The organism is Streptomyces sp. NBC_01546 (assembly GCF_045208355.1).
Lineage (GTDB): Bacteria > Actinomycetota > Actinomycetes > Streptomycetales > Streptomycetaceae > Streptomyces.
Window position 1 is genome coordinate 7,833,058 of record NZ_CP109379.1, and the last position, 26,795, is coordinate 7,859,852.

Consider the following 26,795-nt stretch of genomic DNA (forward strand, 5'->3'; position numbering starts at 1 on the left):
GGACTCGGCCGTCTACGGACCGTTACTCGTCCCGTCTTGGGGGTGCCGGGGCCGACCGGAGCCGCGCGGTTGCGGGCTTGACCAGCGCGGCCCTGCGGCGTGCTGCGGGTGGGGATGCAGGCCGGGGCCGAGGGGCGGGCCGGCCAGGGGAGTGGGTGAGAGGTCGGTGGGCTCCTCACCCGGTTCCAGGAGCGTGTCGGCGACGCCCACTATGAGCGGGTCGGGGCGGCCCACCGCCGCTTCGTCCTTCCGGTCGTAGTCGATGCGCCACAGAAGGCTGCGGATCGCCTCCAGCCGGCCGCGCCGCTTGTCGTTGCTCTTGACCACCGTCCATGGCGCGTGGCCGGTGTCGGTCGCACGGAACATCGCGACCTTCGCGCTGGTGTACGCGTCCCACAGGTCCAACGAGGCCAGGTCGGTCGGCGATAGCTTCCACTGCCGCACCGGATCGACCCGGCGGATCGCGAAGCGGGTGCGCTGCTCGCCGCGGGAGACCGAGAACCAGAACTTCACGAGCAGGATCCCGTCCTCCACGAGCATCGCTTCGAAGGCCGGGCACTGCCGCAGGAACAGCTCGTACTGCTCCTGGGTGCAAAAACCCATGACCTTCTCGACGCCGGCGCGGTTGTACCAGGAACGGTCGAAGAAGACGATCTCACCGGCTGCCGGCAGATGAGCGACGTACCGCTGGAAGTACCACTCTCCCGCCTCCCGCTCGGTCGGCTGGTCCAGAGCGACGATCCGTGCCCCACGGGGGTTGAGCCGCTCCGTGAACCGCTGGATCGTGCCGCCCTTGCCCGCCGCGTCCCTGCCCTCACAGATCACCACCAGCCGGGATCTGGTGTCCTTGACCCAGCGCTGCAGCTTCAAGAGCTCGATCTGCAGGATCCGCTTGGTGCGTTCGTACTCCCCCCGCCTGATCTTGCGGTCGTACGGGTAATTCTCCTGCCACGTACGGATCGGAGCGCCGGACGAGTCCAGCAGCACGGGCTGCTCCGGCCGGCGGTCATCCACGCTCAGCCCCTTCAGCAGAGCCTCGGCCTCTGACCGCCGGCCCGCTTCGTCTTCCATGCCACGCCACTACCCATGGAACACATCCGGATGCCCGAGACCGCCATGGCGCAGCGCGAGCGGCCGTGCCGCAGATTCCGTGACTCAGCGCGGTTTCCAGTGACCGGCCCTGTCAGTGGACCGGCCCCAGCAAGCCCACGGCGAGGCCGCCGACGCGACCATGCCGGACTCGGACGACGTGCTCCTGCTCTGCGGACCAGGCTTCGCAGCCCCGCCACCGCAGGGCCGGTCGTCGCGCCCATCTGCCACCCCGTGGACATGACCGCATGAGTGGCGCCGGCGTGGAAAGCCGCCAGGTATGACACGCCTACCGAACCTACCGAACCAAGGCCAGGGCAGCGACGGTGACCATGCCGACACCGAACGGAACGCCGACGCGGGGCCGGACGAGCAGATCGAGAAGCGGGCCCCGGACCAGCCCTCGGACCTGTCCACACGTTCCTGGAGGGCAGTACTGCGCGGCACGGTCAGGGAGTTCCGGAACGACGAGCTGGCCGATCGCGCCGCGGCCCTGACCTACTACGGCGTACTCGCGCTCTTCCCCGCCCTCCTGGTTCTCGTGTCCGTGCTGGGCCTGGCCGGTGAGTCGACGACCCAGCGGGTCTTGGACAACGTGCAGCAGCTGACTCCCGGCTCCGCCCGGGACGTGATCAAAGACGCGGTCGAGCAGCTGCAGGGCCGCAGCGGCGTCGGATCGCTGATGGCGATCGTCGGCCTCGTCGTGGCGCTGTGGTCCGCCTCCGGCTACGTGGCCGCGTTCATCCGTTCCGCGAACGCCGTCTACGACATGCCCGAAGGCCGCCCGGTGTGGAAGGTGCTGCCGCTGCGCCTGGCGCTCACCGTCACGCTGATGGTCCTCGCGTGTGGCAGTGCGCTGATCATCGTCTTCACCGGCAGCCTGGCGCGGAAAGTGGGCACCGCCCTGGGAATCGGTGACAGTGCGTTGACGGTGTGGTCGATCGCGAAATGGCCGGTCCTGGTCGTCCTCGTCACGATCATGATCGCGCTCCTGTACTGGGCCGCACCGAACGCCAAGGGCCGCGGATTCAGGTGGCTGACGCCAGGCAGTCTCCTGGCTCTGATGATCTGGATGCTCGCTTCGGCCGGATTCGCTTTCTACGTGGCGAACTTCGCCTCCTACAACAAGACCTACGGCACCGTCGCGGGTGTCATCGTCTTCCTGGTCTGGCTGTGGATCACCAACCTTGCGATTCTCCTCGGACTGGAATTCGACGCGGAACTGGCCCGCCAGCGCGCGATCGCCGGAGGGCTGCCCAAGGACGAGGAGCCCTATGTCCGTCCCCGTGACACCCGCGCGTGGAGCGACCAGGACCGCCGCCGCTTGGAGCAGTGACCGCGTATGGACCGCTTGGCCGGCAAGAGTGAACGGCTTGAGCATCCCGGGTGTTCTGCTGCTGCGCCGCTGTGTGGGCAGAAGCATCTGCTTGTGGCGTGGGTGCTCGGTCGTTTATCGGGTAGGCGCGCCACGACAACGGCGTGCGCATCGTAAAGGTCGTAAAGGATCGTAAAGGTCGTAAAGGGGAGACTCTGCATGAGCACGGTAGAGCGGCAGACCCGCATCCCCGATGAATCCGTGAGCGTGCTGGTTTCGCGCGCTTCCCAGCAAATTTCGGAGCTGGTCCGCGAGGAGATACAGCTGGCCCGGGCAGAAATGGCTCAGAAGGGGAAACGCTTCGGGAAGGGCGGCGGCCTCTTCGGCGCGGCGGGCCTGATCGGAATCCTGGCAGCTCAGGCCCTGATTGCAACCTGCATCGCCGCCCTCGCGTTGGTACTCCCAGTGTGGGCATCGGCCCTGATCCTCACGGCGGCACTGGCGGTGGTTGCTGCAGTGACTGCTATGGCCGGGAAGAAGCAAATCGCCGATGCCGGCGCCCCCGTCCCGGAGCAGACCATCGACAGCGTCAAGGCCGACCTGGCCGAGATCAAGGAGAAGGGGCAGCGATGACGAACGAACCCCGAACCAATATCGGCTCGCCCACCCCCGATGAGCTGCGCGAGGAGATAGAGCGCACCCGCGACGAACTCGGGCAGACGGTGGAGGCGCTGGCGGGCAAGGCCGACGTCACGGCACAGGCGAAGGAGAAGACATCCGCTGTCAGAGAACGGGCCGCCGAGAAGACCGCCCTGGTTGCCGACCAGATCCGCGTGAAGACCCAGTATGCCGCGCAGCTGGTGAAGGACACGACACCCGAGCCGGTTCTCGACAATCTAGGCCAGGTCGCGAGGGCGGGACGCGCCAACCGCAAGCCGCTGCTCGTTGCCGGCGCTGTTCTGGTCGTCTTCCTGCTGGTGCGGCGCAGCCGCCTAGGCCGATGAAAGCGTCCAAGATCGCCTACAAGCCGGTCGGTCTGGCTCTGGGCGCCTTCAGCGGCATGATCGCGGCGGCAGCGTTCAAGCAGGTGTGGAAGATCGCCGAAGGCGAAGGCGACGCCCCCAGCGCTACGGACGAAGACCGGTCCTGGAAGCAGATCCTGATCGCCGCCGCTGTCCAGGGCGCGATCTTCGCCGTGGTCAAGGCCGCTGTCGACCGCGCGGGTGCCGTGGCCACGCGTCGTGTGACGGGCACCTGGCCGGGCTGACCCGCCGTGATGCCGGCCGACGCCCTTCCCGAGCTGATCGGCACGCCCCCACCACCGGGCACGGGGGCCAGGGGCCCCTGGAGATCGACGAAAATTTGGATGGGACGCTTCGCCTGGGGTAGTCGCAGGACGTCGGTCAATGACCGCGGTCCCGTCCGCTGGGCCGCATTCGAAACCCGGAGGTGCGCGGTGTCCAGTACGGCTCTGTCCTTGCCCGCGCTGCCAGTCGGCCTGCTGGCCTTGCCGGGCGTCTACCAGCCACAGGCGGACACCCTTCTCCTCGCGGAGGCGCTCGCCCAGGAGGAGCTCGGGCCGCGGACTGACGCGCTGGAGATCGGTACGGGCACCGGTGCGCTGGCGCTGCATGCCGCCGGCCGGAGAGCCCGGGTCACGGCGGTCGACGTCTCCTGGCCCGCTGTGGTCACGGCGCGGTTGAACGCACTGCGTCTGCGGCTGCCCTTGCGTGTCCTGCACGGCGACTTCGCGGCACGCACCGCGGGTGACTGCTTCGACCTGGTCGTCACGAATCCGCCATACGTCCCCGCCCCGGGGGTCCGGCTCCCCTCGCACGGGCCGGAGCGGGCCTGGGACGCCGGCCCCGACGGGCGCGGGGTCATCAACCGGGTCTGCGCCACTGCCCCGGCCCTGCTGCGTCCGGGGGGTGTCCTGCTCATGGTGCACTCGGGGATGTGCGGGGCCGAGGAGACGCTCGACCGCCTGACCGGGGTGGGGCTGGCCGCAGAGGTCACGGCGACGGCCGCGGTGCCGTGGGGCCCCGTGCTGCGTTCGCGACGGTCGTGGCTGGAGCAGCAGGGTCTGGCGGTAGAAGCCGATGAGTGGGAAGAGCTGGTGATCATCCGTGCCCAGTCCCTCTGACCGCGGCCCGCGCTCGGCTTCCACGGCGGCGCCCGTCCGCCGGGTGTCCGTGGATCCGCTGGGCCCGGTCCTGGTCGAGGGGCCGGTCGAGATCGTCCTGGACGACGGGACGGTCGCCCGCTCGGACCGCTTCATGGTCGCGGTGTGCACCTGCCGCCGCAGCCGTATTTACCCCTGGTGCGACACCAGCCACCGCCACCGCGAGCGAGCCGACTCGCCGCCCGAGGACAGGACCCCGAGATGATCCCTCACAGCCCGGGAGCGACGGCGACCGCCGCCGGCCCCCGCCTCGTCGAGGAGCGGGGCGAGTTGTCCGGGGCCGTGACACAGGCCCTGCAGTCGGGCGGCCCTCCGGTGTACGCCACCGGGTCCGTGCTGAGGGCGGCCCCGTGGGGTGAGGACCTCCAGCTCGCGCTTTACCTGCTGTACGAACTGCACTACCGCGGCTTCGACGGCGTGGACGACGGGCGGGAATGGGATCCGGACCTGCTGCGGCTGCGCCAAGCCCTGGAAACCCGCGTCCTCTCCGCCTTGCGCGCAGAGCTGTCCGACGCTCCCCGGTCGGTCGAGGAGGCATTCTCCCCGCTCCTTGTCGAGCCTGTTGACCTCTCCGGGAGCCTCAGCCACCATCTCGAAACCGACGGCGCCCTGTGGCAGTTGCGTGAGTACGCGGCCCTTCGCTCCCTCTACCACCTCAAGGAGGCGGACCCGCACGCCTGGGTGATCCCCCGGCTCACAGGACGGGCCAAGGCTGCCATGGTCGCCATTGAGTACGACGAGTTCGGCGCCGGCCGCGCCGACCGCATCCACGCACAGCTCTTCGCGGACCTCCTGACCGACCTCGGGCTTGATCCCGCGTACGGCTGCTACCTGGACCGGGCCCCGGCACCCCTGCTTGCGACCGTGAACCTGATGTCCCTATTCGGTCTCCACCGCGCCCTGCGCGGCGCTCTCGTCGGCCACTTCGCCTGCGTGGAGGTCACCTCGTCGCCCGGGTCCAGGCGCCTGGCCAGGGCGCTGCGGCGCTGCGGGGCCGGTCCGGCGGCCGAACATTTCTACGCCGAGCACGTGGAGGCCGACGCCGTCCACGAACAGGTTGTCCGCCACGAGGTCATCGGGGGCCTGCTGGCGGACGAGCCCCGCCTCGAGGCGGACATCGCCTTCGGGTGCGCGGCGACGGTCCTGCTGGAGGACCGCCTTGCGACTCACATCCGGGAGGCCTGGGATCAGGGGCGTAGCGCGTTGCGTCGGCCCCTGCCGGGGCCGTGAGGGGCGGCCTCCGTGGCCACGGCAGCGGCGCGTCGGCCTCAGGCACGGCGCGCCGCTGTCGTGCACCGCCTGTCATGGACGCCGCGCGGGTCAGGGAGTCGCCCGGGGGGACCGCTGACGTCAGCGGGGCGCAGCGCGGTGGTCGCGTTGCTCGATCAGTCGCGCTCGCGCTCGCGCTCGCGCTCGCGCTCGTGGTCGTCGACGGCGGCGGCTTCACGCCGTGATGTGGAGATCCGGGTCTGCGACGTGAACGCCGACCTCGACGTGGTGCTGCTGCTCACCGCATTGGTGCGGGGTCTGGCCACCACGCTGCTGCTCGACATAGGGGACGAGCGGCCGCCGCCCGACGTGCCGACCCGGCGCCTGCACGCTCCCCACCGGCTCGCCGCCCGGAACGGGCCGGCGGGCGAAGGCCTCGATCCCGCGCGAGGGGAGTACGTACCGGCCGTGACGCTGGCAGAACGGCTCCTGGCCCGTGCCGCGCCCTGGCTGGCCTCGAGTTCGTGGAGGAGCTGTTCCACCGGATGCGGTGCTCCGGAGGCGGGGCCGCCCGTCAGCGCGCGGCGTATCTGCGGCGGGGCGCCAAGTCGAGGCCCTCGCCGAGCTGTGTGCCCGCACCATGGACGCCTCGCCCCCGCGCGACCGCACGACCACCGAGGTGGTGCTCCCGGACGTTGCGCGGCTCATCGGCCTTGCCGAGGGACTCCAGGATCCCGCTCTGGTGCTGCCCCCTCGGCCCCGACGGCCGGCTTTAGCGACTTTCAGGTCCGACACGTCGGCAGCCGGTTCGTCGACCCGGTGGGACGGCCGCGCGGTGATGTCAACGGTGCGCTGCTCCTGGTGGCAACTGCTGTCCTGGGTGAACACGGTCACCCAACGTTTAGGGCCCTCCCTACGGTGTGAGGCCCGTCAGGCGCCTTCGTCGAGGACGGTGCGGATCAGTGTTCGTTGGGCGTCGGAGAGGCAGGGGTCCTGGAGGTCGAGCACCTCGTTGTCGACGGTGATCCGGTAGTGGAAGCCGTCGGCCACGGGGGCGACGGCCTGTTGCGCGAGTTCCTCCAGATCCGCCGCGTCCGCGCGGCCCGAGGTGTTGAGTGCGCGGAGCTTCTCGAAGCCGGCGAAGCCTCCGGAGCGGGTGACCGTGATCAGCATGGCTGTACCTTCCTGTTCCTGGTGGTGTCACAGGGTCTGCACGTCGCAGCCATTGCGCGGATGCCCCGAACACCAGCCCGCTGTCACAGAACCGGGTCTCGGCGGTACGAACGTCCGGAAAGCGCCGCTGCGTGGCCGACCCGTCGTCGGCGGCCCGGACGGAGGGCCGCGAGGTCCGCGACCATCGCCATACGGAAGCAGGGGTGGTTGTCACCGGACTTTGGACTCCGTGAACATCGGCCGACTGGGATGCCGCCCTCCCTGTCCCGCGGCGGGAAAGGGGCTCATCGAGGCGGCGGAGCAGCACCCCAGCCAGCCCATTCTGGCGGCCGTCTACACCTGGCCGAGGTCCGAACTCACCCATCGTGACGGACGCATGTGGATCACGACCTGCTCGCCGTGGTTCTTGCACGCGTCGTCGACGTAGTCGTCCACCTTCGCAGCCGGTAGGTACCGCGAGGAGATCCACACCAGTTGCTCGCGCACCGCCGGTACGGTCGAGACGACCGGGCCTTCGACCGACACGTACCGGATCGTCGGCTCTACGCGGTCGACCATCAGGCTGAACCGGCCTGCGGACTCGATCAGTTCGGCCTTGCGGGAGTCGCGGCCGGTCATGATCCAGATGTCGCCGCCGGGGGAGTAGTGGTACCAGATCGGTACCGTCAGCGGTGCGCGGTCACCGCCCGCGCTCACGGAGAGGGCGGCGATGTGGGGTTCGGCGAGGAACTGCTCCCGCTCGGTCCGGGACAGTGCCATGGCATCCTCCTTCAGGATGGAAGGCGTACTCCGTTCTCAGAACTGACCGTCGACACCTGTGACCGCCGGAGGTCCCAAGGGCGCGTCCTTCTCCGAGAACCCCAGCTCCTCGAGGGCGCCGGCCGTAAGGCGGACGGCGTCGTCCTCGGCCGTTGCCCGGTCCGGTGCCTCGACTTCGAGCCGGACGGAAAAGGTGCCGTCCTCGTGGACCGTCAGCAGTTCCACGTCTTCGGTCTCGCTCAGGTCGGTGTGGTGCGAAGCCAGGCTCCTCGCCAGTTCGGACCGTGCTGCATCGTCGGCGTCCCTCAGGAACGTGCCGGGCACGGTGATGACGTAGGTGGTCACTGCTGCCTCCTGTCGGCTGGCAAAGGCTGGGCCTCGTTGTGGGATGCCCTGCTGTCGCGCTTCAAACCCCCTCAAGCTCGACAGATCAGACTGCCGGGTGCCGCCCGGCAGCCCCGCCGCGGCGTGTTTGGCTGCTGGCAGTGACGATCACTGCCGACATGCCACCGCCAACTATGGACGAGCTCGTCAGGCTGTGGCTGCCGCTAGTTCACGGCTGGAACTTGTACCAGGACTCATTGTGAGCCTGTACCCGGGCGCCAGAAGGACCACCTGGAAGAGGACGTGAAATGGACCGGTTGGACGCTGCCGGCGGGTCGGAAGCGGAGTCGAGTGTCAGTCTGACCTTCGATGGGGAGATGTCGGCGTCAGAGGTCGAGCGGATCAAGCGCAGCCTGGGTGCCCGCACTGCTTTGCAAGTGCCCACCGCCGTGAGCGCCGCCTACGGGCGGGCGCGGCGGGTGGGCTTCGCCAAGTCCTCCCGTCCCGAGGTGGGCGCGTTGATGGCCGTGCTGGCGGCAGCGGTTCCTGCCGGCGGGCGCATTCTCGAGCTGGGTACAGGAGCCGGTGTCGGACTCGCATGGGTCGCACACGGGCTGCGCAGCCGCAGCGACGTCGAGGTGGTCAGTGTCGAGGTCGACAGGAACATGTCCGAGCTGGTGTCGAGTGCGGGCTGGCCTGACTGGGTGTCATTGGTCGTCGGCGATGCCCGGGAGGTCATCCCGACCCTGGGAACCTTCGACCTGACGTTCCTGGACATCCCGGGAGAGTTGAAGGCCTCGGTGCTTGATGACGCCATCACCGCGTTGAGGCCCGGTGGGCAGTTGCTCATCGACGACATGAACCCGTACTGGCGCAAGTTTCGCAAACCCATCGATGGATGCGATCCCGAGCAACTGCTCGAAGACCCTCGCGTGGTGTGCGCCCTGCTCCAGTACTCGAGCGGGATGATTCTCGTCTCGCGCCTGCGTGACTGACACCGAGGCACGGAACTACCTGGTCGTCAGAGGTGGCGGCGGGCTCGCGGGTGCGTACTCGACCGTCGGTCCGGCGCACCTGCCGGGCGCGGGTACCCGGACGATTCTTTGAGTGCACGGCCCTTCGGAAGCATTCAGCGTGTTCGCCGGTGCGCCCCTCGGCTCGGCGCTGATCGCCTTCGGGGGTGTCCCTCGGCTGGTTCCACCGATTTGGTGCTGGGGGCGCCGATGAGTTTTGTGGCGCCGGGCTGTCTACCTCTTTGTAAGCGCGAGAAGCCCAGCAACCGCCCCGGAAGGGTGAGGAACATGAAGTACATGATCCAGATGAACGTGCCTGCCGATCAGTGGGACGCCATCATGTCGTCGTACTCCAAGGACGACATGGAGGCCATGTTCGCCCACATGGGCGCCCTCAACGATGACCTCACCTCCGCTGGCGAATGGGTCGAGGGACAGGGCCTCGGCGGCCCCTCACTGGTCAAGACGGTGCGGGCCGGAAGCGACGGCCGGCCGCAGGTCACCGACGGGCCGGCTCAGGCGGGACACATCCTGGCCGGGTACTGGGTGGTCGACGTCAAGAGCGAGGACCGGGCCCTGGAGATCGCCGCACGCGCGTCGGCGTGCCCCGGACCGGGCGGGAAGCCTGGCAACGACCCGGTCGAAGTACACCCGATCCCCGAGGGCCCGACGGAGGCCTGAGCCGACAGATCGCGTCCACGGCAGTGCCCGGCCACGGGCCGGCCCCGGCGAGCCGGACCGGACGGACTGAGAGCGCGGGTGTTGTCGGTCGGCGCGGGACGGGTGGGTGTTCAGGGGCCGGAAAGGGCGATCAGCCGGCGCCGCAGTACGGCGGCGCCGGACACGGCCGGTCGTCTTCGTCGGCATGCGATTCCGGCGGCCGAGGGCAGTTACGGAGCCATCGGAGTGAGTCTGCGTTCCCTACAGCCTCATCTTGATGTTGCACCGGCTGACGCGCACATCTGCCATCGCGTCTTCGAGGAATCCTTAGGAGAGCCATGCGTATCCGTTCTGCTCTGACCACGTCTGTCCTGGCTGCGGGCGTCCTGCTGGGTGGCGCCGGCGCCGCCCTGGCCAACGACGGTGTCGACATCGACTACTTCTCCGGCGGCCACAAGGCCTTCTCGTCCAACTGTTCCTCCCTTGCGGCCGTTCCGGCGGTGCTCGGCCCCGTGTACACCTCGACCTGCGCGACGGAGGGCGAGAAGGAGTGGGCCGAGGCCGGTCACCTGGGCGCCTAGTAACAACTGGGTAGTGTCTCAAGGGCGGTTGCCGACGACGGCAACCGCCCTTGCGGCGTCTCCGCGCTCAGGGGCCGCTGCACACGCCGGCCTGACCACCCGACCCCGCAGAGGTCCCGGGCCGCCGGGTCACGGCACTGGGGACCCCAGGCCCGCGCCTGCCCCCTTGCGATGACGCTCAGTCCCCGCCGCCGTCACTGCAAGCCGACGGGGCATCAACGGCAGCCTTCAGGGGCTCAGACCGGCCTGCCTGAGCGCCACCCGGGACAGGTCACCGATGACGCTTTCGTCTCCCCGGCGCCAGGCATCGGCGAGACCCCCGGGCGGAACGGAGACCGCGGCGAGGTCTGCCACCGGCCCGGTCAGGGCACGCAGTGCAAGCAGATCAGCACCGCCGGGAGCGTCGACAAGGCCTCGGATCAGAGCACTGCGCCGGATCCAGCGCACGCGCGGGGGAAGCCAGAGGGCCAGTACGAACGCCACCGAGGTGACGATCAGAGCGAATGCGGTCAGGTTGGCCAAACGGCCGACGATGTCCTGCATCGACTGCCCGGCATCGGAGAGCCCGTTGCTGGCCTCGGCGGCGGACTGCAGCGGCTTCTTCAGGATGCCCCCGACCAGCGGCACGTTCGAGGCCGCATTCCCCGCATCGTTGAGGCCGGAGGCGAGACTGCCGCCCGCGTCCTCCACCTTCCGCCCCGGCTCGGCCAGCAGCATGATCCCATTGCGGACAGCCAGCGCGAACCTCACTGCGGCCACCACCAGGACCACGGCGACAAGGTCAGCGAGCACCTGTCGGCAACGACGTGCTCGAGTCTGGGCGTAAAGGCGCATCTGCTTGCTCCTGTTCCGGCGACGTCAACGGACAAGACCGGTCTCCAACCGGGTGAGGCGCGACAGCCGTGACGGCACACCACGGTCCACCGCCCGACCGTACGTGGCATCTGCCCCGTCCAGGCAGGCGTCTTCACATGTCGACTTCACCGGCTCTCTGGGGCGGAGGCTCTCTCGACCTCTGTCGAAGACCGGTCTCTCGGGCCGGCGGCGGGTCGAGGGCAGGCACGGCACCCTCACCCTTCCCGGCTCACGTGACGGGCTGTCAGGACTCGGTCGCCACCCTGCGTGGCGGGGAGGGCTGGGCAGCTGGGGGCCCGGTGTGGACAGTTGACCAGGGGGCGGCGTCTGAGGACCAGGTCGCCGCCGTGATTCCCTCGCGAGGGCGCAGTACGCAGGGCAGGGCCCTTGGCCGGGTCGGGTGCATGGCAGGACCCGGTCGAGTGACTACGGGCCCGGCAGGGGCCTTCGTGCTTGGGCGTGGACGGTGTCCTGACCGGGCGCCGCAGACGCTACCGCTCCTCGCTCGCGACGCATGCCCGTCGGCGACGCGCGCTTGTTCTACGCACCGTCCATGACGACGGCTCTCTCTGGGGTGCCTGGCCGTGGGGATTACTGGTTCAACGAGGCCGGCGACCAGGACGGTCCCAACGGCCGCCTCCACACCTGATGAGCGCCGAGGCGGGCCCTGCGGGATCTGTTCGCGAGCCGAACGGCCTACTCCGTGAGTCGTTCCACCACCCGACGGGCAGCCTCCTGCTCGGCAGCCGGTGGCGACAGCTCGTCCAGGGTGTCGAGGTCGGTGTCCTGTTCGAGTTCCTTCTCCCACGCAGCGGCGAGCCGCTCCTGCTCCCCGCGCTCCTGGCGGCCCAGAGCCTCCCGGGTGGTCGGATCGAGAGCCGCCAGAAAGCGTTCAACCACGTCCGAGGACATCCGGTACTCCTTGTCGTTGGGGAAAGGGCGGATACGCGACAGTGCCGTGTCCAGCATGCGAAGCGCCGCCCGACGAGGGGGTCAGGCACGGCCAGGGACTGACCCGAATGGGCGCCACAATGGCCGGGCCGCCTTGGGGAAGCCGACGAGTGCCGGTGGAGGTGGTCATTTCCATCCACTTCGCTGTGGCAGGCCCCTGCGTCTCTAGCCCTCGGGGCACAGCCCGTGCAACGGCCCGTTGGATCGGGCGCTAGGGGATGTCCGGGGGGCGAGGGTGGTGCGGGCGCTCGCCGCGCGGCGTCGCCACCCGCCCGAAAACCAGTGGAGCCGCACTCCCGTGTGCCGTTACCGTGCTCCCGCCCGCAGTCACCCTGTCAAGGACGTGCCGTTGTACACCAAGTGAGACCCCCCGAGCGCTGATCCGTCGCGCGTCGCACCTGTGCGACGTGCTCCTTTTCGCTGCGGTCTTCTCACTGGAACCGGTGTATTTCTGTGTCCAAAACCTGGGTGGTCGTGCCCACCTGCCTGCCAATAGTTCTCCGCCGTTGCCACAGGTGCGCCTCCGGGCGCTTCCGGGCGAACGGCAAATTCCGCGTCAACGCGAACCACAAGCTCCTCGACGCCTGGCTCCTCGCACTGTGCACCGAGTGCGGGGACACCACCAAACTCACCGTCCTGGAGCGGATGAACGTGCGTTCCGTACGACCCGAGCTCCTGAACCTGATGCACGATAATGACCCCGGCCTGGCAGCCGAACTGCTCCAGGACCCGGTCGTACGGCGCCGCAATCGCATCGCCCTCGACTGGGACAACGCATGGCGCCTCGACAGCGGCGCGCCGGATCAGCCGCGTCAACCGCATCAACCGCATCAGCCGGAGGGTGAGGCGATCGAGGTATCGGTCCGCTTTGCGGCGCGGATTCCTGTGCGGCCGATGCGACTGATCGCCGAAGGTTTCGGCCTCTCGCGTGCCGAGGTCGAAAGACTGCTCGCCGAGGGGAACCTCGTGTCGACAGTCCGCCTGAGCGGCAAGCTCTCGGGTGACTTCACCTTCATGCTCAAGCGCTGAGTCCGTCCGGCCCGGGGCCTGTCCGGCAGTATCCGATCCGCCGGACAGGCCCTAGCCCCGCGGCGCCCGGGTCGCTTCTGCGCGTCGGAAGGCCTCGTCGCAGGTCCGGCCGGAGCGGGTCGCCACCAGCGAGAGCTTGTCGACGAGGCCGCCGTTGGTGAACTCCAGGCGCCAGGATCCGCTGGTCAGCGCCACCGCCGGAACGGGCTCGCCGTGGCGGGCCGTGACCTGCCAGCCGCGTTCTTCCAGGGCGGTTTCGAGGGCCGCCAGCCGGCCGTCGTCGGCGGGGCCGTCGCCCGTCCAGTCCGCGATGCAGTCGGCGAGCTCACCCTCCTCGGCGGGGGACGGGGCGTCCGGTGTGAGCCCGGCGGCGGTGGCGGCGGCGGCGAGTTCCGCCGCGACCGTGTCGCGCGAGGGGTCTCCGCCTGCGCGGGCCGGGGCCTTCGCGCCCGCAGGTTCCCGGACCCAGCCGTCGCGGCCGTCATCCTCGGCCGAAGCCAGCACGACCCCGCCGACGACGAGGGTGCCCGCGAGCGCCGCGACCCCTGCCACGGCCGCCCACACGGCTACGCCCTTGCTCCTGCTCACGTTCGTCCCCCGCACTCATGTGGCCCGCAGCCGGGACGTCGTGCTCCGGCGGCCGGTCACAGGTTAGGGGGGTGGGCCTGGGCTGACCATGGTGGCCTGTGCCCTGTCACCCGGGCGGTGAGCGGTCGGCAAGGGTCGGCTTCGCGCTGCACATGCCGGCTGAATGCCTACGTGCGGAACGTGTGGCCTTGCGCGGATTCGCGCGGTTCACGGCTGGCAAGTCCTTGCCATGGCGAGGACTTGCCGTCAGCAGGTCTTCACGTCGGCGTTCCTGGGCCGATAGACCCATGGCATGTTCTCCCCCTCTCAGGCTTCCGCCTTCCGGCGCAGGCGTTGGCAGCTGATCTCGGCCGCCACCGTGGTGCCGCTGCTGGCGTCGGGGCTCGCAGTCATGCAAGCGCCCGCTCAAGCCGCTCCGAGCAAGCCCACCGTTCCAGCCAAGCCCTCGGCGACCCACAAGGTCACCCTGGTCACCGGCGACGTCGTCACGGTCACCACGATGGCCGACGGCAAGCAGATCGCCGACGTCGACCGGCCGGACAGCGCCGTCGGCGGCGTCAAGGTCCAGGAGATCAAGGGTGACCTGTTCGTCATCCCGGACGAGGCGGCGCCGCTGCTGGGCGCGGACAAGCTGGACCGGCGGCTGTTCAACGTCACCGACCTGATCGAGATGGGCTACGACGACGCGAAGACGGCCGCTGTGCCGCTGATCGCGACCTACGCCCAGTCGAAGTCCCGCTCGGCCGCCCCGCCGACGGCCCCACGGGGCAGCAAGCTGACCCGCGACCTCAAGGGCATCCGCGGTGCCGCGCTCAGCACCGAGAAGCGGCAGGCCCGCACCTTCTGGACCACCGTCGCGCCGCAGGGCAGCGCGACATTGGGCGCGGACGTGGCGAAGCTGTGGCTCGACGGTCGGGTGAAGGCCAGCCTCAAGGAGAGCGTGCCGCTGATCGGCGCGCCCGAGGCATGGGCGGCCGGGTACACCGGCAAGGGCGTCAAGGTCGCGGTGCTCGACACCGGCATCGACGTCAACCACCCCGACTTCGCGGGCCTGATCGACGGCACGGCCAGCTTCGTGCCGGGAGAGGCCGTCACCGACGTCAACGGGCACGGTACGCACGTCGCCGGCACGATCGTCGGCTCGGGCGCCGCGTCCGGCGGTGACAACAAGGGTGTCGCCCCCGGCGCCGACCTGGTCGTCGGCAAGGTGCTCGGCGGCGCGGAGGGCTACGGCCAGGACTCCTGGGTCATGGCCGGCATGCAGTGGGCCGCCGAGACCGGTGCGGACGTCGTCAACATGAGCCTCGGCGACTCCTACCCGACGGACGGCAGCGACCCGATGTCGCAGACCGTGGACGCGCTGTCCGCGCAGTACGGCACGCTGTTCGTCATTGCCGCCGGCAACGCCGGCCCGGAGAGCATATCCGCCCCGGGTGCGGCCGCCTCGGCGCTGACCGTGGCCGCCACGGACAAGCAGGACCAGCTCGCGTCCTTCTCCAGCACCGGCCCGCTGGCCTACTCCGGCGCCATGAAGCCGGACATCGCGGCGCCCGGCGTGGACATCACCGCGGCCCGCTCCCAGGAGATGACCGACGGTGGCGCGGGCCTGTACCGCACCCTCAGCGGCACCTCGATGGCCACCCCGCACGTGGTCGGCGCCGCGGCGATCCTGGCCCAGCAGCACCCGGACTGGACCGGCGCCCAGCTCAAGGAACACCTGATGAGCACCGCGAAGGACCTGCACGACCGGTACTCGCCGTACGAGGTCGGCGCCGGCCGCCTCGACGTGGCCGCCGCCGTGCGCACCACCGTCCGCAGCACCGGATCGCTCTTCTTCGGCAACTACACATGGCCGCACGAGCCGAGCGACGTCGCCGTCACGAAGGACCTGACCTTCACCAACTCCGGTTCCACCGAAGTCAGGCTGAACCTGGCGCTGACCAACGACGGCGGCCCGTTCACGCTGCGAGCCACCACCGTGACCGTCCCCGCGGGCGGCACCGCCGCCGTCCCGGTGACCAGTGACCCGCAAACCGCCTCGGCCGGCCGGCACGTCGGCTACGTGACAGGCACCGACGCGACCACCGGGAAGCCGGTGACCCGCACCTCCGTGGCGCTGCTCAAGGAGGAGGAGCGCTACGACCTGAACATCAAACTGGTCGGCCGTGACGGCAAGCCCGCCGCGGGCTGGGCCACGGTCAACCTGGCCGGCGACTTCTGGCCGTGGAACGTCTACGTCGACGGCTCGACGACCATGCGCATGGCACCCGGCCAGTACACCGTCGCGGCGTACCTCGACGTGGCCGGCGAGAAGGCGGACCGCTCGGGTCTGGCCGTGCTGGTCCAACCGGAGACCTTGCTCAAGGACCGCCCCGTGGACGTGGTGCTGGATGCGAGCAAGGCACGGCTGCTGCAGACGGAGGCGCCGCAGCGCACCGAGGACCGCCAGCGCAAGGTCGACTTCAACGTCCACTACAAGGGCCTCGACCCGTACATGGACTACCGCAGCGCGTACGTGCTGCCGCTGACGTACGACGATGTCTACATCGCGCCGACGGAGCCCATGAAGCAGGGCGAGTTCATGCTGACCACCCGCTGGCGCAAGGGCGAGCCGCAGCTCAGCCTGAGCGCGCTGGGCGGTCGGCTCCAGTACGAGGCCCTGGTACAGGCGGGCAGCGCCCTGGGCACCGCCACGGACAAGCTGGACGTCGTCTACGCGGGCAACGGCGCGGCGGCCGCGTACAAGAAGGCCGGAGCCAAGGGCAAGGCCGCCGTCATCGAGCGCAGCGACGAGGTATCGCCGCAGGAGCGCACCCAGGCGGCCGTCGCGGCCGGTGCGAAGGCGCTGATCGTGGTCAACGACGGTGCCGGCGCCCTGATCGAGTACGTCGGCGAGTCGACCATCCCGGTCGCCACCGTGCACCGCGACGCGGGGAAGACCCTTGTCTCGATGGCCAAAGCAGGGAAGTTCCAGCTGACCGCGAAGCAGACCGAGTACACGCCGTTCGTCTACGACCTGACCCGGGAGTACCCCGGCCAGGTTCCGGACCGGGCCCTGGTCTACAAGCCGGCCAACGGTGACCTCGCCCGGATCGACGCCCGCTACTACTCGGCCACCGACGGCGGGCCGGCGGAAGGCTACCGCTCCGACTTCACCCTCAGCCCGTCGTTCAACTTCGCCGAGCGCGAGTGGCACCCGGGCACCCGCACCGAATGGGTGACCCCGGGCCAGGTCTGGCGGGAGTTCCACACGCAGGGCGTCGACGGAGCCCTGCCGTGGTCGATGGTCTCGGGCGACAACACGTACGCCAAGGGCAGCACCACCCGTCTGGACTGGTTCGCCCCGGCGACCCGGCCCGGCCAGGGCGAGTCCTTCGGCGTGTACAACTCCCGCTGGCAGAACTACATGACCTGGAACGTGCAGGCGTGGGCCTCCGCCAGCGACAACATGCGGCTGGGCGGCTTCCTGCCGTGGGGTGAGACGCCCTCCCACCTGCAGGTCTTCCAGGGCGCCACGCTGATCCACGACAACCCGGTCAGCGGGGACATGCAGTGGCAGGAGGTGCCGGCGGGCAATCTGCCCTACCGCGCCGTGCTCGGTGTGGAGCGGCCCGGTGACGTCTTCCGGCTGTCGACGCGCACCCACACCGAGTGGACGTTCATGTCCGACACCGTCGACTCGGACTTCTTCGAGCGGTTCTCGGTGCTGAACCTGGACTACAAGCTGGAGTCGGACCTGCACGGCGACGTCAAGGCCAACGCGACCCAGGAGATCGCGCTCAAGCCGGTGTCGATGGACGGCGGCACCGTGCCGGGCAAGGTCACCACGGTCAAGCTGGACGTCTCGTACGACGACGGCGCCACCTGGCAGAAGGTGACCCTGACCGAGGACGCCCACGGCTCCTGGACAGGTGCGTTCAGGACGGCGAAGAAGCCCGGCGGCTTCGTCTCGGTCCGCGCGAGCGCCGAAACGGACCGCGGCTTCAGCGTCAAGAACGAGATCATCCGGGCGTACGGCCTGCGATGAACCGCACTGTCGGGTCCCGGGGAGGCGACTCCCCGGGACCCTTCCCGTCAGACCTGCTCCCAGCAGGGACTGTTCAGGGACTGCCGCCATGGCGCATACTCTCCCCGCTGCGGCAAGAGGAAGAGAGCCGGTCGCCGATGCTGGATGTTCTGGGCCTCGAACCCGATGACGAGCGCGTCTACCGGGCGCTGCTCGGACGGCCGAATTCCACCGCGAAGCTGCTGTCGGACCTTCTCGTCGTATCGCAAGCCGACGTGGACAAGGCTTTGTCCCGCCTGGTCACGTGGGGACTGGTGACCAGGTCGGCGGACGAGCAGTTCACCGCCGCCCCGCCGGCCATGGCGCTCGGCGCTCTCATCAGCCAGCGGCGGGACGGGCTGCGCATGGCCGAGCAGGCACTGGTGAGCTTCGCCGAGGAACACCGGGCGGCGATGACCGGGAGCAGCATCAACGATCTGATCGAGGTCGTCACGGGCGTCGACGCCATCCGTCATCGCTTCCTGCAGGTGCAGCAGGCAGCCCGCACCCAGGTCCGCACCTTCATCACCGCACCGTTCGTGGCCGTGCCGCCCGACGAGAACACGGCCGAACCCGTGGCCATCGGCCGCGGCGTGCACTTCCGGGCGGTACTGGACCGGGCCGTGCTGGCAGAGCCGGGCATCATCACCGATGCGATCCGTTCGCTGAACAACGGCGTGCAACTCCGTGTCGCCGACCACCTGCCGATGAAACTCGTGCTGGCCGACGCCGACCTCGGCCTTGTCCCGCTCGCGGTCACACCGGACGGCGAACCCGGTGCCGTGCTGTTGCACCGCAGCGGTCTGTTGGACGCGTTGGACGCGCTGTTCGAGACGGTATGGCGCACCGCCCACCCGCTCGAGCTGTCGGGCGCCGGCGGAGAAGCCGAAACCACCGTCGAGGTCGGTCCGGAAGGCCCGACCGACCTTGACCGCAGGATCCTCGCGCTGCTTCTGGCCGGCCTGACCGACCCGACGGCCGCGACACAGCTTGGTCTGTCGCCGCGTACGCTGCACCGACGCCTGCGCCACCTCATGGACATAGCCGGAGTTCGGACCCGGATGCAGCTTGGCGGATACGCCATCCGACACGGCTGGGTAGAGCATCACTGAAGGTCCTACGCCGGTTCCCGTTCCGGTTCCGGTGAGGCATCCGGGTGCGTCACATCGGCGGCGCCGGGGACGCCTAGTGTGCCTGGTCGTGACCGGGGTTGGGGACGGCCAGTTCGAACCAAGTCGTTTTGCCGGTGGTCGTGCGATCGCTGCCCCAGTCCTGGGCCAGGGCGTCGACGAGTTCGATGCCACGTCCGCTTTCGGCATCGATGCCGGCGGTGCGGGGGACGGGGCCGGTCGCGCTGCCGTCCTCCACCTCGCAGCGCAGGACGGCACCGTGCACGCGCAGATTGACCCGGACCGGGCCGTGAGCATGGCGCAAAGCGTTTGTGACCAGTTCGCTGACCAGGAGCCGAGAGGCGTCGGTCACTTCGTGAAGTCCCCAGGAGGACAGCTGGGCTGTAAGGACTCGCCGGGCATGGCCGACCGAGGCCGGTTCACGAGCCACGGGCCAGGACGTGTCCCATATGCCGGCACAGATGGGCGAGGCGCCGTACGGGGCCAGGGCTCGCGACCACAGTGCCATCTGCCGTGCGACCCAGGAGGCGCGGGTACGACCGTCAACGCACTGCCCGCCGCGCGCGAAATCCGGCAGGACCGACCCGCTCCGGCAGGTCTGTCGGCGGAGGCGAAGCCCGCCGGACCGCCCGTCACTGTGTGCTGCGAGAAGGCCGACGTCCTGGGCGGCCATGCTGATCACTCCGTTCGGTTGGCTTGATGGAGGCCTCACGCCTCGTGCTGTCGGTGTCACCGACCGCGTTCATGTAGCGCTCGCTACAACACCAAATATACATGAAGCGGGTGCTACAGTAAATACCTCCTATATCCGACATTCGGGGTTGGCGGCTTCAGAGGCGGGCGATCGGCATGGGACGGGCGGCTGACCTGGGGAAACGGGCAGATTTGCTGCGCCGGGTCCGCGAGTACGTGATCTGCAACGGGCTGGCGGACCTGTCCCTCCGCCCACTCGCCAAGGCGCTGGGCACCAGCGACCGCATGCTCCTCTACTACTTCGGCAGCAAAGATCGGCTGGTCGCCGAAGCGCTGGCCCAGGACGAAGGGAGACCGCTGTTGTTCTTGCGGCAGGCGCTCGACAGCGCAGGCGCACCTGCGGATGCCGCGGGCATGCGGCTCGTCATTGAAGAGCTGTGGAGTCAGTTCACGGCTCCGGAGCGCCGTGACGTCCTCCCCGTCACTTTCGAGGTGATGACGGCCAGCGTGCTCAACCCCAGACGGTACGGCCCGGTCATGCGCAACCTCCTCGCCGAATGGAGGCGCCTGCTCGCTTCCGCGTTCGCCGGTCTCGGAATGTCTGACGAAAGGGCCGTTGCCGAGGCCGGGCTCCTGGTCGATGCCACCCTGGGGCTGCTCCACGCGCCGCTCGCCGACGGCGATTGGGACCAGGCGACAGCAGCCTTCCAGACACTGCTCGACCGCCTCGAACCCGCCTGGCAAGCCGTCGAGTGACCTACGGACCCGGGGAGCGCTCTAGTGTCGTCCCCTGTGACCGAACTTCCCTCGCACCTTCGTGTGACAGTAGATGCCTACGACGCCGTCGCCGTTCACTACGCAGATTTCACCCGTAATGGGCTCGACTGCCTTCCGCTGGATCGCGCGGTTATCGCAGCGTTCGCCGAGCTCGCGCGATCCACAGATGCCGGGCCCGTCGCCGAGCTGGGATGTGGCCCTGGATATGTGACGGCGCACCTGCGGGGCCTGGAACTGGACGCTTTCGGCGTCGACCTCTCGCCGGTGATGATCGACCTTGCCCGCGAGGCATACCCTGACCTGCGGTTCGAGGTCGGCTCGATGGACGCCCTGGACCTGGCCGACGGCGAGCTCGGCGGCATCGTGTCCTGGTACTCGGTTATCCATGCTCCGCCGCAGGAAATACCGTCGTACTTCGCCGAGTTCCGCCGGGTTCTGACCCTGGGTGGCACCCTCCTGCTTGCCTTCTTCGAGTCTGAGGGCGGGCCGGTGGAGGCGTTCGACCACAAGGTGGTGACGGCCTACCGATGGCCGATCGACGACCTCGCAGGGCTGGCCGGCGAGGCCGGGTTCGTCGAAGTCGGCCGGATGCTGCGCGAGCCCCTCGAAGGGGAGCGGTATCGCCGGGGTCATCTGTTGCTGCGGGCCCAGGATCGGTAGCAGCCTCGCACGAGCGCCGCCGTCGGCCGGGCCACGGTCATCGCGGACGGCGGCGGCGTCCCCACCTCTCCGGCTCGGAGAACGCTCTTGCCGACCCGCACATCAAGATGCCGCTGCTCAGGTGGCTGCGAGCGGTTGAAATCGTCCCGAGTGGCAAACCCCTCCGGGGGCGGCGGTACGACGTACCCCAACACCTCACACCAGAAGCGAGCGAGGCGCTTGCCATCGCACTTGGCACGGGCGGTGTCACGTGTAGCTTGTTGTCCCGATCTGCGCGGAAGCACGGCTGCATACTTCGTGGGACAACGTGGGTCCGGTCTCGGTGGTCCGGCGCCTGGCGGGCCGACTGCTCGACAACACGACCCTCACCCCCGACCGGCTCGCCCGGATGACTGATCCGCAGCTGTGGTCCGCTTTGGACTCCTGCGCCGCCACGCGAGCGGAGAGCGCCATGATCCGTTACGAGCTGCACCGGTTGAAGGTCATGGTCGGACATGATCCCGGGGATCGTTCCGGTTGGGACTTCTCCCTGCGCAAGATCTACAGCTCCGCGCCGCTGGTGGAGGGGCGGCCGATTGAGGTGTCCGCGCCCGAGCTGGCGGCTGAGTTGGGTGCGCTGAAGTCGCTGTCCACCAACTTCCACGTCTGGTGGAGCTGACTGCCGGCGTCAAGAGGACGGTCCGTAGTCTGGATACGCGGTGCGGGCGGGCCTACTTGGGAGTGCCTTCGGCGGAAAGCACGGGCGGGTTCAGGCAGTTGCACCCCACCACGTCAGCGGGACCCTGCACCGGTACCTCGAACGTCGCGGTCACGCCGCGCCGCACATCGGTACTCAGCCACCACTTGTAGCCGCCGCCCAGCAACTGGTCCGTCCGGCGGCTCGCAGCATCCTCACTGCCGTACTTGAACGACGTGGTCGGGCCGGACTTCCCCTCGCGGTGATCGGTCCGGACGAACGAGCACGTGACGAGCGCCTTCCCGTCCGCCAGCCGCAGCACCGGCAGCTCGGGACCCGTGACCTCGAAGGCGTACCGCTGCCGGAGATCGCCCTTCCACACCTTCCTCTTGTCCTCGTCGTTGTAGGAGTTCACGACCTCGCCCGTCAGCTTGCCCGGTACGAAGTACTCGCTCTCGGGCTCCCCGTTCGGTGCCGTGAAGGTCAGGTACTCCGCGTACTGGCCGCACACGCGCCGGTCGGCCGCCGCGGTGGGGGAAAGCGTCACGGCGCCGGCGGGTTCCCGGGCCGGAGCGGCGATCGGCGCGTCGCGCACATCGAAGCCGTAGGCGCCGTACCCACGGTCCTCGAATTCCTCCGGCGGAAGCTGCGGAGCGGGCCGGTCGGTCGCCCATGTCCTGGCAGCGGCCTTCCAGGGGGCGCCGGGCTCCGCCTGGACGAAGTAGTACAGCCCGGCCGCCCGGTCCTTCTCCGCCTTCTCCGTCATGCGGAAGAGCACGGCGAACGAACGGGGATATCCAGGCTGGTCCCGTTCTGTGGGGATCAGGTACTCGAGCCGGTACATCCCCTTTTCCGCGTTGCGCACGAGGTTGTCAGGCCACCGTCCCAGCTTGAGCTGCGCAGCGCTCTCCTGGAGCAGGGACCCGGTCTGCAGGCTCGCCAAGGTGTTCTCGTCCCGTGCGGACGCGGTCTGCCGGAACCCCCGCTTGAGGACCTCGTCGGCCTGGTCCCAACTGATCACCGTCGGGACCGGCGGGGCAAGAGAAGCCGGCTCGGCCTTCTTCCCCTCGACCTTCGCCGGGGTACACGCCGCCAGCACCACGCACCCGGCGATCGCCGCGACCACCACTGTCCGTCCACGCCACCGATCAGACAGAAACCCGACCACCACTGCACATCCCCCACAAAAAAGACCCATACCTGGAACAGGTACCGATCAGATCACGCCACCGCAGGTCCGGATGCAGCGCCCCCGGCACCAGTGACCGGCGGCCGTGTCTAGATGCGGGCCGCGTCCATCGGCTCCGCGTCCGTCCGGCCCGGGGAGGCGAGCCCCGACTCGTAGGCCACGACGACGGCCTGAGCCCTGCTGCGCAGGTCCAGCTTGGTCATCGTGTGGTGGAGGTGCGTCTTGACGGTCGCCTCCGACACCACGAGGGCCGCGGCTATCTCCTCGTTGTTCATGCCCTTGGCGACCAGCTCCAGCACCTCCACCTCACGCGAGGTGAGCTGGTCGAGCACCGTCCGCCGGAGGGGCCGGGCCGCGCTCTTCGGCGCGTACGCCTCGATCAGGCGGCGGGTCACGGTGGGCGCGAAGAACATGTCCCCGGCGGCGAGGACGGCCACGGCGTTCAGCAGGCGCTCCGGCGGCATGTCCTTGAGCAGGAAGCCGCTGCATCCGATCCGCAGGGCGGCGTAGATGTACTCGTCCTCGTCGAAAGTGGTCAGCACGGCCACGCGGGGCGGCGGCGTGAGGCCGAGCTCGAGGATGCTCTCGGCCGCGGCCAGCCCGCTCATCCCCGGCATCCGGATGTCCATGAGGACCACGTCGGGGCGGTGGAGCTCGGCCGCGAGCACCGCGCCCTCGCCGTCGGCGGCCTCCGTGACGGTCCCGGTCCCGGGCGCCGCACGTAAGAGCGCGGCGATCCCACCTCGGATGAGGTCCTGGTCGTCCACGACAAGGATGTTGATCACAGGAGCCCCCCGGCGGTCGGCCTTCGTTCGCGGTCGTTGCACGTAATGCAGTGGTCCTGCGGCCCTCACCGTCACCGCCGGGCCGCCGATAGCGGCAGTACAAGACGCACCTCGAACCCGCCCCCCGGCCGCGCACCCGCGCTCAGCACACCGTCCCAGATCTTGACGCGCTCATGCAATCCAAGGAGGCCCAGGCGCGATCCCGTGTTCGGTACGGCCGAATCGTTGCCGTGCCCGCCGCCCTGCCCGCTGCCGTGCCCGTCGTCGCGGACGGTGATCAGGAGCCGGTCGCTCAGGTAGCGGATGCGGATCTCGGCCCGGGTGGCCCCCGCGTGCTTGACGACATTGGTCAGCGATTCCTGCACCACCCGATAGGCACACAGTTCCAGCCCCGGCCCGAGCGGCCGCACCACACCCTCCGTACGCGTCCGCACCCTGACGCCGGCCGCCTCCACCCGTTCGGTCAGTTCGGGAATGCGGTCGATGCCCGGCAGCGGCCGCAGTGGCGGCGCATCGCTCTCCCCCTCGGGGCCGACCCTCAACACGCCGAGCAGCCGGCGCAGTTCATCCAGGGCGTCCCGGCCCGCGCCCGCCACCGCGTCCAAGGCGGCCTGTGCGGTGGGCGGATCGGAGGAGTACACGTAGCGGGCCAGGCCCGACTGGACCGTGATCACCGCCATCTGCTGCGCGAGGACGTCGTGCAGCTCCCGGGCGATCCGGATCCGCTCGTCCACCACTGCCCGGCCGGCCTCCTCCTCCTGCGCCCGGGCCAGCCGCACCGTGAGCCGCGCGAGGTCCGCATTGCGCTGCGCCAGGGTGCGCTGGTTCGTGCCGAGGATCAGCGCGACCGCAGGCACGACCACCGCCTGCATGCTCGCGAGGAGCAGCGACAGCCCGCCCTGCAGCCCGCTGTACAGGACGACCGCCCCCGTCAGCACCCCCGCGGCCCTCGACACGCGCGGGGCGCGCTGCGCCGCGAGGTTCACCAGAGCGATCACCGGCACCCAGAAGTTCAGCGAGGGCGGGTGGCCGAGCGCGAGGTAGCAGCCGTATCCCAGACAGGAGGCGAGGAGCACCGCGACCGGCAGGTCGCGCCGGAGCGTGAGGGTGAGCGCCGTTGCCACGGTCAGCAGGTACGCCGATCCGTCGAACGGAAGCCACCGGTCCGGGGGGTACTGCGCACCCGCCACACATCCTGCCGCCGCGACGACCACGCCGAGCACGATGTCGGCGGCTCTCCGGGCGGCGGCTGGATTTATGTGCACCGAGGAATGTTAGGACCGCCGCGGTGCCGCGTCTTCAACCCGTCGGTTGAGAAGGGTTCAGCCCGGTGGCCGAGGCCGGGTCCCGTCCACCACCTCTGGTGGGGGGAGGAGTTCAACACCTCGTCGGTCGATCGGCGACGGCCGCGGACCGTAGTTTCCTCTCGTCCCAGCCGCTCGCCCCTTCCCGGGGCGCCGTTCCACCGGAGAAATTTCGATGATGACTGCTTCCGTCCGGGCCCGCACCGTCGCCGTGGCCGTGGGGGTGGGCCTCGCGGCCACCCTCCTGGCCACGCAGAGCGCGTCCGCCGACTCCAAGTACAACTCCTGCACCAAGAGCACCGGGGTCCTCAGCATCGGCACGGAGTACGACCAGGGCACCCAGAACACCGTCTACGTGAAGAACGTCAGCTTCACCATCGAGCGCAACGGCAACCCGCACAACAACGTCTATCTGCGGGTCCGCAAGGGGAACGGAACCGACGTCTGGGCCTGGACCAGCGGGGACAACGTCCGCGGCGGTCAGACCCGCACGTTCACCGTCAACAAGCGGATCTCCAAGGTGGACAAGCCGTACTTCAAGGGGCACGCGGACTTCGACTCGCGACTGCGCGACGAGAGCTGCGCCGCATACATCAACTACTGACCGGAGGCGGCCGGGCGGTCTCCCGCCCGGCCGCACCTGTTGCGAGGGAGCCGATCGAGTTGCGTACCCGACGATGGCCGGCCGGCCTGCTGGTGCTCGCGGTGGCGGGCGTCATCCTGGCCGCGTTCTGGGGCCCTCGGGCCCAGTCCGGCCCGAGCGGCCGGCCCGCGGCCGCCACCGGCCCGTTCACCGCGCCCGTGATCCTGTCCGCGGACACCCACGGCGCGATCCTCCTCGACCGTGACCGCGGGGAACTCGTGGGCGTCCGCGCCGATGGCAGCGTCCGCTGGCGCGACCGCGAAATGGCCTCCCGGCCGTACGTCTCCTGCCTTGCGCAGTGCCCCGACGCGGTCGGTTCCGGCTCCGCGGACGAGACCCCCGCGTCCTCCGTGGTGTGGCACTTGGGCGACGAGCTCCGTACCGACACGGGCCGCACCGACCTGGTGCTCTGGGCCGCCTCCCCCGAGGACGCGCTCGTCCTCAGTCCCCAGGGCGCGGGCGGCCATCTGCTCCGACTGCCCGGCCGGCAGGGACCGCCCGAGCCGGTCGAGGGCACCGACCCCCAGCTGTTCACGTCCGGCGACGGCAGTCGCGCGGTGCTGGCGTTCCGGTCACCGGGCACCCGCTACCACCCGCTCGAACGGCGCGACGGCGGCTGGAGCGCAGGCCCGGCCGTGGAGGCCGCGGCGAGCAGCGCCTGCCTGGACCGTACGGGAGAACGGGCCCTCCTCGTCGGCGACCACACCACCTCGCTCGCCGAAGGCCCGGCCGCGCGGCCCCGAGAGCTGGCCGTCCCTCGCGGCGGGTTGTGCGCCCTCCTCGGCGCGCAGGCGCTCACGCAGCGTTTCACCAGCGACCCCGAGCACGGCACCAGAACGACGACGCAGGTCTACTCCCTCGACGGCACGCTCCGATGGGAGCGCGCGGACACGGGCTTCCATCCCGCCCGCTGGGACACCGAGTCGGGCCTGCTCGCGCTGGCGACCGACACCGCCCTGAACCTGATCGACTCCCACGGCACGACAGTGGACACGGGGCCACCCGCCGCCGACGTCTTCCTGGCCGCCCCCGGCTGCCTCCTCGTCCTGGACCCGGACCTGCACCCGCACGCCCGCCGCCTGACCGCCCCCGGCGAGGGCCCGTCGCCGTGCGGCAGCTGGGAGCGGGCGACGGAGCCGACCGCCGCCGAACTCTGACCTGCTAC

The 26,795-nt window shown here is 69.7% G+C and carries 30 protein-coding genes; 18 read left to right on the forward strand and 12 right to left on the reverse strand.

What is annotated here, in order from left to right; translation table 11 throughout:
- Nucleotides 1-12 precede the first annotated feature (12 nt).
- The gene (gene ppk2, locus OHA89_RS35740; protein ID WP_266612066.1) at nucleotides 13-1,071 is read right to left on the reverse strand and encodes a polyphosphate kinase 2; all 1,059 of its coding nucleotides are present in this window, start codon (nucleotides 1,069-1,071) and stop codon (nucleotides 13-15) included.
- A 298-nt stretch (nucleotides 1,072-1,369) separates the two neighbouring features.
- On the opposite strand from ppk2, the gene OHA89_RS35745 reads away from it, so the two are divergent.
- The 7 genes from OHA89_RS35745 to OHA89_RS35775 all read left to right on the forward strand — a co-directional run bounded on the left by OHA89_RS35745 (nucleotide 1,370) and on the right by OHA89_RS35775 (nucleotide 5,816).
- The gene (locus tag OHA89_RS35745) at nucleotides 1,370-2,425 is read left to right on the forward strand and encodes a YihY/virulence factor BrkB family protein (RefSeq protein WP_406367958.1); all 1,056 of its coding nucleotides are present in this window, start codon (nucleotides 1,370-1,372) and stop codon (nucleotides 2,423-2,425) included.
- Between the two features lie 198 nt (nucleotides 2,426-2,623).
- Complete coding sequence (locus OHA89_RS35750; protein ID WP_257558743.1) at nucleotides 2,624-3,037, forward strand: phage holin family protein; 414 nt, start codon at nucleotides 2,624-2,626, stop codon at nucleotides 3,035-3,037.
- Entirely contained in the window at nucleotides 3,034-3,408 is a 375-nt protein-coding gene (locus tag OHA89_RS35755; protein ID WP_406367959.1) for a DUF3618 domain-containing protein, read from the forward strand. Before OHA89_RS35750 ends, OHA89_RS35755 begins: the two co-directional genes overlap by 4 nt.
- A complete protein-coding gene (locus OHA89_RS35760; RefSeq protein WP_266612071.1) occupies nucleotides 3,405-3,671 on the forward strand; it encodes a DUF4235 domain-containing protein in 267 nt (88 codons plus the stop codon). The genes OHA89_RS35755 and OHA89_RS35760 overlap by 4 nt, the downstream gene beginning before the upstream one ends.
- Before the next feature lie 219 nt (nucleotides 3,672-3,890).
- Nucleotides 3,891-4,547 (forward strand): HemK2/MTQ2 family protein methyltransferase, encoded by a 657-nt coding sequence (locus OHA89_RS35765; RefSeq protein ID WP_406368738.1) that lies wholly within the window; start codon nucleotides 3,891-3,893, stop codon nucleotides 4,545-4,547.
- A gap of 49 nt (nucleotides 4,548-4,596) precedes the next feature.
- Nucleotides 4,597-4,791 (forward strand): CDGSH iron-sulfur domain-containing protein, encoded by a 195-nt coding sequence (locus OHA89_RS35770; RefSeq protein WP_406367960.1) that lies wholly within the window; start codon nucleotides 4,597-4,599, stop codon nucleotides 4,789-4,791.
- A complete protein-coding gene (locus OHA89_RS35775; protein WP_406367961.1) occupies nucleotides 4,788-5,816 on the forward strand; it encodes an iron-containing redox enzyme family protein in 1,029 nt (342 codons plus the stop codon). Before OHA89_RS35770 ends, OHA89_RS35775 begins: the two co-directional genes overlap by 4 nt.
- 155 nt (nucleotides 5,817-5,971) lie before the next feature.
- Here the strand turns inward: OHA89_RS35775 and OHA89_RS35780 are convergent, their stop codons facing one another.
- The 4 genes from OHA89_RS35780 to OHA89_RS35795 all read right to left on the reverse strand — a co-directional run bounded on the left by OHA89_RS35780 (nucleotide 5,972) and on the right by OHA89_RS35795 (nucleotide 8,072).
- Nucleotides 5,972-6,139 carry a hypothetical protein gene (locus tag OHA89_RS35780; RefSeq protein WP_406367962.1) on the reverse strand — a complete coding sequence of 56 codons (168 nt, stop codon included), beginning with the start codon at nucleotides 6,137-6,139 and terminating at the stop codon, nucleotides 5,972-5,974.
- A 586-nt stretch (nucleotides 6,140-6,725) separates the two neighbouring features.
- A complete protein-coding gene (locus OHA89_RS35785; protein ID WP_406367963.1) occupies nucleotides 6,726-6,968 on the reverse strand; it encodes a protealysin inhibitor emfourin in 243 nt (80 codons plus the stop codon).
- A gap of 333 nt (nucleotides 6,969-7,301) precedes the next feature.
- The gene (locus OHA89_RS35790; RefSeq protein WP_406367964.1) at nucleotides 7,302-7,727 is read right to left on the reverse strand and encodes a pyridoxamine 5'-phosphate oxidase family protein; all 426 of its coding nucleotides are present in this window, start codon (nucleotides 7,725-7,727) and stop codon (nucleotides 7,302-7,304) included.
- A 36-nt stretch (nucleotides 7,728-7,763) separates the two neighbouring features.
- Complete coding sequence (locus tag OHA89_RS35795) at nucleotides 7,764-8,072, reverse strand: hypothetical protein (protein WP_215140408.1); 309 nt, start codon at nucleotides 8,070-8,072, stop codon at nucleotides 7,764-7,766.
- Nucleotides 8,073-8,359: 287 nt separating this feature from the next.
- Between OHA89_RS35795 and OHA89_RS35800 the strand changes: the two genes are divergently transcribed.
- The 3 genes from OHA89_RS35800 to OHA89_RS35810 all read left to right on the forward strand — a co-directional run bounded on the left by OHA89_RS35800 (nucleotide 8,360) and on the right by OHA89_RS35810 (nucleotide 10,305).
- Nucleotides 8,360-9,046 (forward strand): O-methyltransferase, encoded by a 687-nt coding sequence (locus tag OHA89_RS35800; protein ID WP_406367965.1) that lies wholly within the window; start codon nucleotides 8,360-8,362, stop codon nucleotides 9,044-9,046.
- 306 nt (nucleotides 9,047-9,352) lie between these two features.
- Nucleotides 9,353-9,745 (forward strand): YciI family protein, encoded by a 393-nt coding sequence (locus tag OHA89_RS35805; RefSeq protein WP_257558756.1) that lies wholly within the window; start codon nucleotides 9,353-9,355, stop codon nucleotides 9,743-9,745.
- A 317-nt stretch (nucleotides 9,746-10,062) separates the two neighbouring features.
- Complete coding sequence (locus OHA89_RS35810) at nucleotides 10,063-10,305, forward strand: hypothetical protein (protein WP_266612082.1); 243 nt, start codon at nucleotides 10,063-10,065, stop codon at nucleotides 10,303-10,305.
- Between the two features lie 228 nt (nucleotides 10,306-10,533).
- Here the strand turns inward: OHA89_RS35810 and OHA89_RS35815 are convergent, their stop codons facing one another.
- A complete protein-coding gene (locus tag OHA89_RS35815; RefSeq protein ID WP_257558758.1) occupies nucleotides 10,534-11,139 on the reverse strand; it encodes a hypothetical protein in 606 nt (201 codons plus the stop codon).
- 717 nt (nucleotides 11,140-11,856) lie between these two features.
- Entirely contained in the window at nucleotides 11,857-12,072 is a 216-nt protein-coding gene (locus OHA89_RS35820) for a hypothetical protein (protein ID WP_215140403.1), read from the reverse strand.
- Between the two features lie 492 nt (nucleotides 12,073-12,564).
- On the opposite strand from OHA89_RS35820, the gene OHA89_RS35825 reads away from it, so the two are divergent.
- Entirely contained in the window at nucleotides 12,565-13,140 is a 576-nt protein-coding gene (locus OHA89_RS35825; RefSeq protein ID WP_406367966.1) for a DUF1062 domain-containing protein, read from the forward strand.
- 51 nt (nucleotides 13,141-13,191) lie between these two features.
- Here OHA89_RS35825 and OHA89_RS35830 read toward each other — a convergent pair whose 3' ends face one another.
- Nucleotides 13,192-13,728 carry a hypothetical protein gene (locus OHA89_RS35830; protein ID WP_406367967.1) on the reverse strand — a complete coding sequence of 179 codons (537 nt, stop codon included), beginning with the start codon at nucleotides 13,726-13,728 and terminating at the stop codon, nucleotides 13,192-13,194.
- 292 nt (nucleotides 13,729-14,020) lie between these two features.
- Here OHA89_RS35830 and OHA89_RS35835 point away from each other — a divergent pair, with 292 nt between their 5' ends.
- Together OHA89_RS35835 and OHA89_RS35840 are read left to right on the forward strand one after the other, a co-directional pair.
- Nucleotides 14,021-17,755, forward strand: a complete 3,735-nt coding sequence (locus OHA89_RS35835; RefSeq protein WP_406367968.1) for a S8 family peptidase — start codon at nucleotides 14,021-14,023, stop codon at nucleotides 17,753-17,755.
- 137 nt (nucleotides 17,756-17,892) lie between these two features.
- Nucleotides 17,893-18,885, forward strand: coding sequence for a helix-turn-helix domain-containing protein (locus OHA89_RS35840; protein WP_266612086.1), 993 nt, complete (start codon nucleotides 17,893-17,895; stop codon nucleotides 18,883-18,885).
- A gap of 73 nt (nucleotides 18,886-18,958) precedes the next feature.
- Here the strand turns inward: OHA89_RS35840 and OHA89_RS35845 are convergent, their stop codons facing one another.
- The gene (locus OHA89_RS35845) at nucleotides 18,959-19,576 is read right to left on the reverse strand and encodes an ATP-binding protein (protein ID WP_323186046.1); all 618 of its coding nucleotides are present in this window, start codon (nucleotides 19,574-19,576) and stop codon (nucleotides 18,959-18,961) included.
- Between the two features lie 176 nt (nucleotides 19,577-19,752).
- On the opposite strand from OHA89_RS35845, the gene OHA89_RS35850 reads away from it, so the two are divergent.
- The 3 genes from OHA89_RS35850 to OHA89_RS35860 all read left to right on the forward strand — a co-directional run bounded on the left by OHA89_RS35850 (nucleotide 19,753) and on the right by OHA89_RS35860 (nucleotide 21,691).
- On the forward strand, nucleotides 19,753-20,352 hold the full coding sequence (locus OHA89_RS35850; protein ID WP_266612088.1) for a TetR/AcrR family transcriptional regulator: 600 nt from the start codon (nucleotides 19,753-19,755) through the stop codon (nucleotides 20,350-20,352).
- Nucleotides 20,353-20,388: 36 nt separating this feature from the next.
- Entirely contained in the window at nucleotides 20,389-21,033 is a 645-nt protein-coding gene (locus tag OHA89_RS35855; protein WP_266612089.1) for a class I SAM-dependent methyltransferase, read from the forward strand.
- Nucleotides 21,034-21,340: 307 nt separating this feature from the next.
- Nucleotides 21,341-21,691 (forward strand): hypothetical protein, encoded by a 351-nt coding sequence (locus tag OHA89_RS35860; protein ID WP_266612090.1) that lies wholly within the window; start codon nucleotides 21,341-21,343, stop codon nucleotides 21,689-21,691.
- Nucleotides 21,692-21,743: 52 nt separating this feature from the next.
- Here OHA89_RS35860 and OHA89_RS35865 read toward each other — a convergent pair whose 3' ends face one another.
- The 3 genes from OHA89_RS35865 to OHA89_RS35875 all read right to left on the reverse strand — a co-directional run bounded on the left by OHA89_RS35865 (nucleotide 21,744) and on the right by OHA89_RS35875 (nucleotide 24,948).
- Nucleotides 21,744-22,835: a hypothetical protein gene (locus tag OHA89_RS35865; protein ID WP_406367969.1), complete on the reverse strand. Its 1,092-nt coding sequence runs from the start codon at nucleotides 22,833-22,835 to the stop codon at nucleotides 21,744-21,746.
- 152 nt (nucleotides 22,836-22,987) lie between these two features.
- Nucleotides 22,988-23,683 (reverse strand): response regulator transcription factor, encoded by a 696-nt coding sequence (locus tag OHA89_RS35870; RefSeq protein ID WP_257558767.1) that lies wholly within the window; start codon nucleotides 23,681-23,683, stop codon nucleotides 22,988-22,990.
- A gap of 71 nt (nucleotides 23,684-23,754) precedes the next feature.
- Nucleotides 23,755-24,948, reverse strand: coding sequence for a sensor histidine kinase (locus OHA89_RS35875; RefSeq protein ID WP_266612093.1), 1,194 nt, complete (start codon nucleotides 24,946-24,948; stop codon nucleotides 23,755-23,757).
- A 214-nt stretch (nucleotides 24,949-25,162) separates the two neighbouring features.
- Here OHA89_RS35875 and OHA89_RS35880 point away from each other — a divergent pair, with 214 nt between their 5' ends.
- Together OHA89_RS35880 and OHA89_RS35885 are read left to right on the forward strand one after the other, a co-directional pair.
- Nucleotides 25,163-25,591, forward strand: a complete 429-nt coding sequence (locus OHA89_RS35880; protein ID WP_257558769.1) for a hypothetical protein — start codon at nucleotides 25,163-25,165, stop codon at nucleotides 25,589-25,591.
- Between the two features lie 59 nt (nucleotides 25,592-25,650).
- Nucleotides 25,651-26,787, forward strand: a complete 1,137-nt coding sequence (locus tag OHA89_RS35885; protein ID WP_406367970.1) for a hypothetical protein — start codon at nucleotides 25,651-25,653, stop codon at nucleotides 26,785-26,787.
- Nucleotides 26,788-26,795 lie beyond the last annotated feature (8 nt).

Excerpts from the sequence above, each read along its gene's own strand:
- OHA89_RS35850 (WP_266612088.1), top strand. The coding sequence starts at position 19,753 with ATGGGACGGGCGGCTGACCTGGGGAAACGGGCAGATTTGCTGCGCCGG.
- OHA89_RS35805 (WP_257558756.1), top strand. The coding sequence starts at position 9,353 with ATGAAGTACATGATCCAGATGAACGTGCCTGCCGATCAGTGGGACGCC.
- OHA89_RS35745 (WP_406367958.1), top strand. The coding sequence starts at position 1,370 with ATGACACGCCTACCGAACCTACCGAACCAAGGCCAGGGCAGCGACGGT.
- OHA89_RS35785 (WP_406367963.1), bottom strand. The coding sequence starts at position 6,968 with ATGCTGATCACGGTCACCCGCTCCGGAGGCTTCGCCGGCTTCGAGAAG.
- OHA89_RS35835 (WP_406367968.1), top strand. The coding sequence starts at position 14,021 with ATGTTCTCCCCCTCTCAGGCTTCCGCCTTCCGGCGCAGGCGTTGGCAG.
- ppk2 (WP_266612066.1), bottom strand. The coding sequence starts at position 1,071 with ATGGAAGACGAAGCGGGCCGGCGGTCAGAGGCCGAGGCTCTGCTGAAG.
- OHA89_RS35755 (WP_406367959.1), top strand. The coding sequence starts at position 3,034 with ATGACGAACGAACCCCGAACCAATATCGGCTCGCCCACCCCCGATGAG.
- OHA89_RS35775 (WP_406367961.1), top strand. The coding sequence starts at position 4,788 with ATGATCCCTCACAGCCCGGGAGCGACGGCGACCGCCGCCGGCCCCCGC.
- OHA89_RS35780 (WP_406367962.1), bottom strand. The coding sequence starts at position 6,139 with ATGTCGAGCAGCAGCGTGGTGGCCAGACCCCGCACCAATGCGGTGAGC.
- OHA89_RS35750 (WP_257558743.1), top strand. The coding sequence starts at position 2,624 with ATGAGCACGGTAGAGCGGCAGACCCGCATCCCCGATGAATCCGTGAGC.
- OHA89_RS35760 (WP_266612071.1), top strand. The coding sequence starts at position 3,405 with ATGAAAGCGTCCAAGATCGCCTACAAGCCGGTCGGTCTGGCTCTGGGC.
- OHA89_RS35840 (WP_266612086.1), top strand. The coding sequence starts at position 17,893 with ATGCTGGATGTTCTGGGCCTCGAACCCGATGACGAGCGCGTCTACCGG.
- OHA89_RS35880 (WP_257558769.1), top strand. The coding sequence starts at position 25,163 with ATGATGACTGCTTCCGTCCGGGCCCGCACCGTCGCCGTGGCCGTGGGG.
- OHA89_RS35800 (WP_406367965.1), top strand. The coding sequence starts at position 8,360 with ATGGACCGGTTGGACGCTGCCGGCGGGTCGGAAGCGGAGTCGAGTGTC.
- OHA89_RS35815 (WP_257558758.1), bottom strand. The coding sequence starts at position 11,139 with ATGCGCCTTTACGCCCAGACTCGAGCACGTCGTTGCCGACAGGTGCTC.
- OHA89_RS35820 (WP_215140403.1), bottom strand. The coding sequence starts at position 12,072 with ATGTCCTCGGACGTGGTTGAACGCTTTCTGGCGGCTCTCGATCCGACC.
- OHA89_RS35810 (WP_266612082.1), top strand. The coding sequence starts at position 10,063 with ATGCGTATCCGTTCTGCTCTGACCACGTCTGTCCTGGCTGCGGGCGTC.
- OHA89_RS35845 (WP_323186046.1), bottom strand. The coding sequence starts at position 19,576 with ATGGCCGCCCAGGACGTCGGCCTTCTCGCAGCACACAGTGACGGGCGG.
- OHA89_RS35790 (WP_406367964.1), bottom strand. The coding sequence starts at position 7,727 with ATGGCACTGTCCCGGACCGAGCGGGAGCAGTTCCTCGCCGAACCCCAC.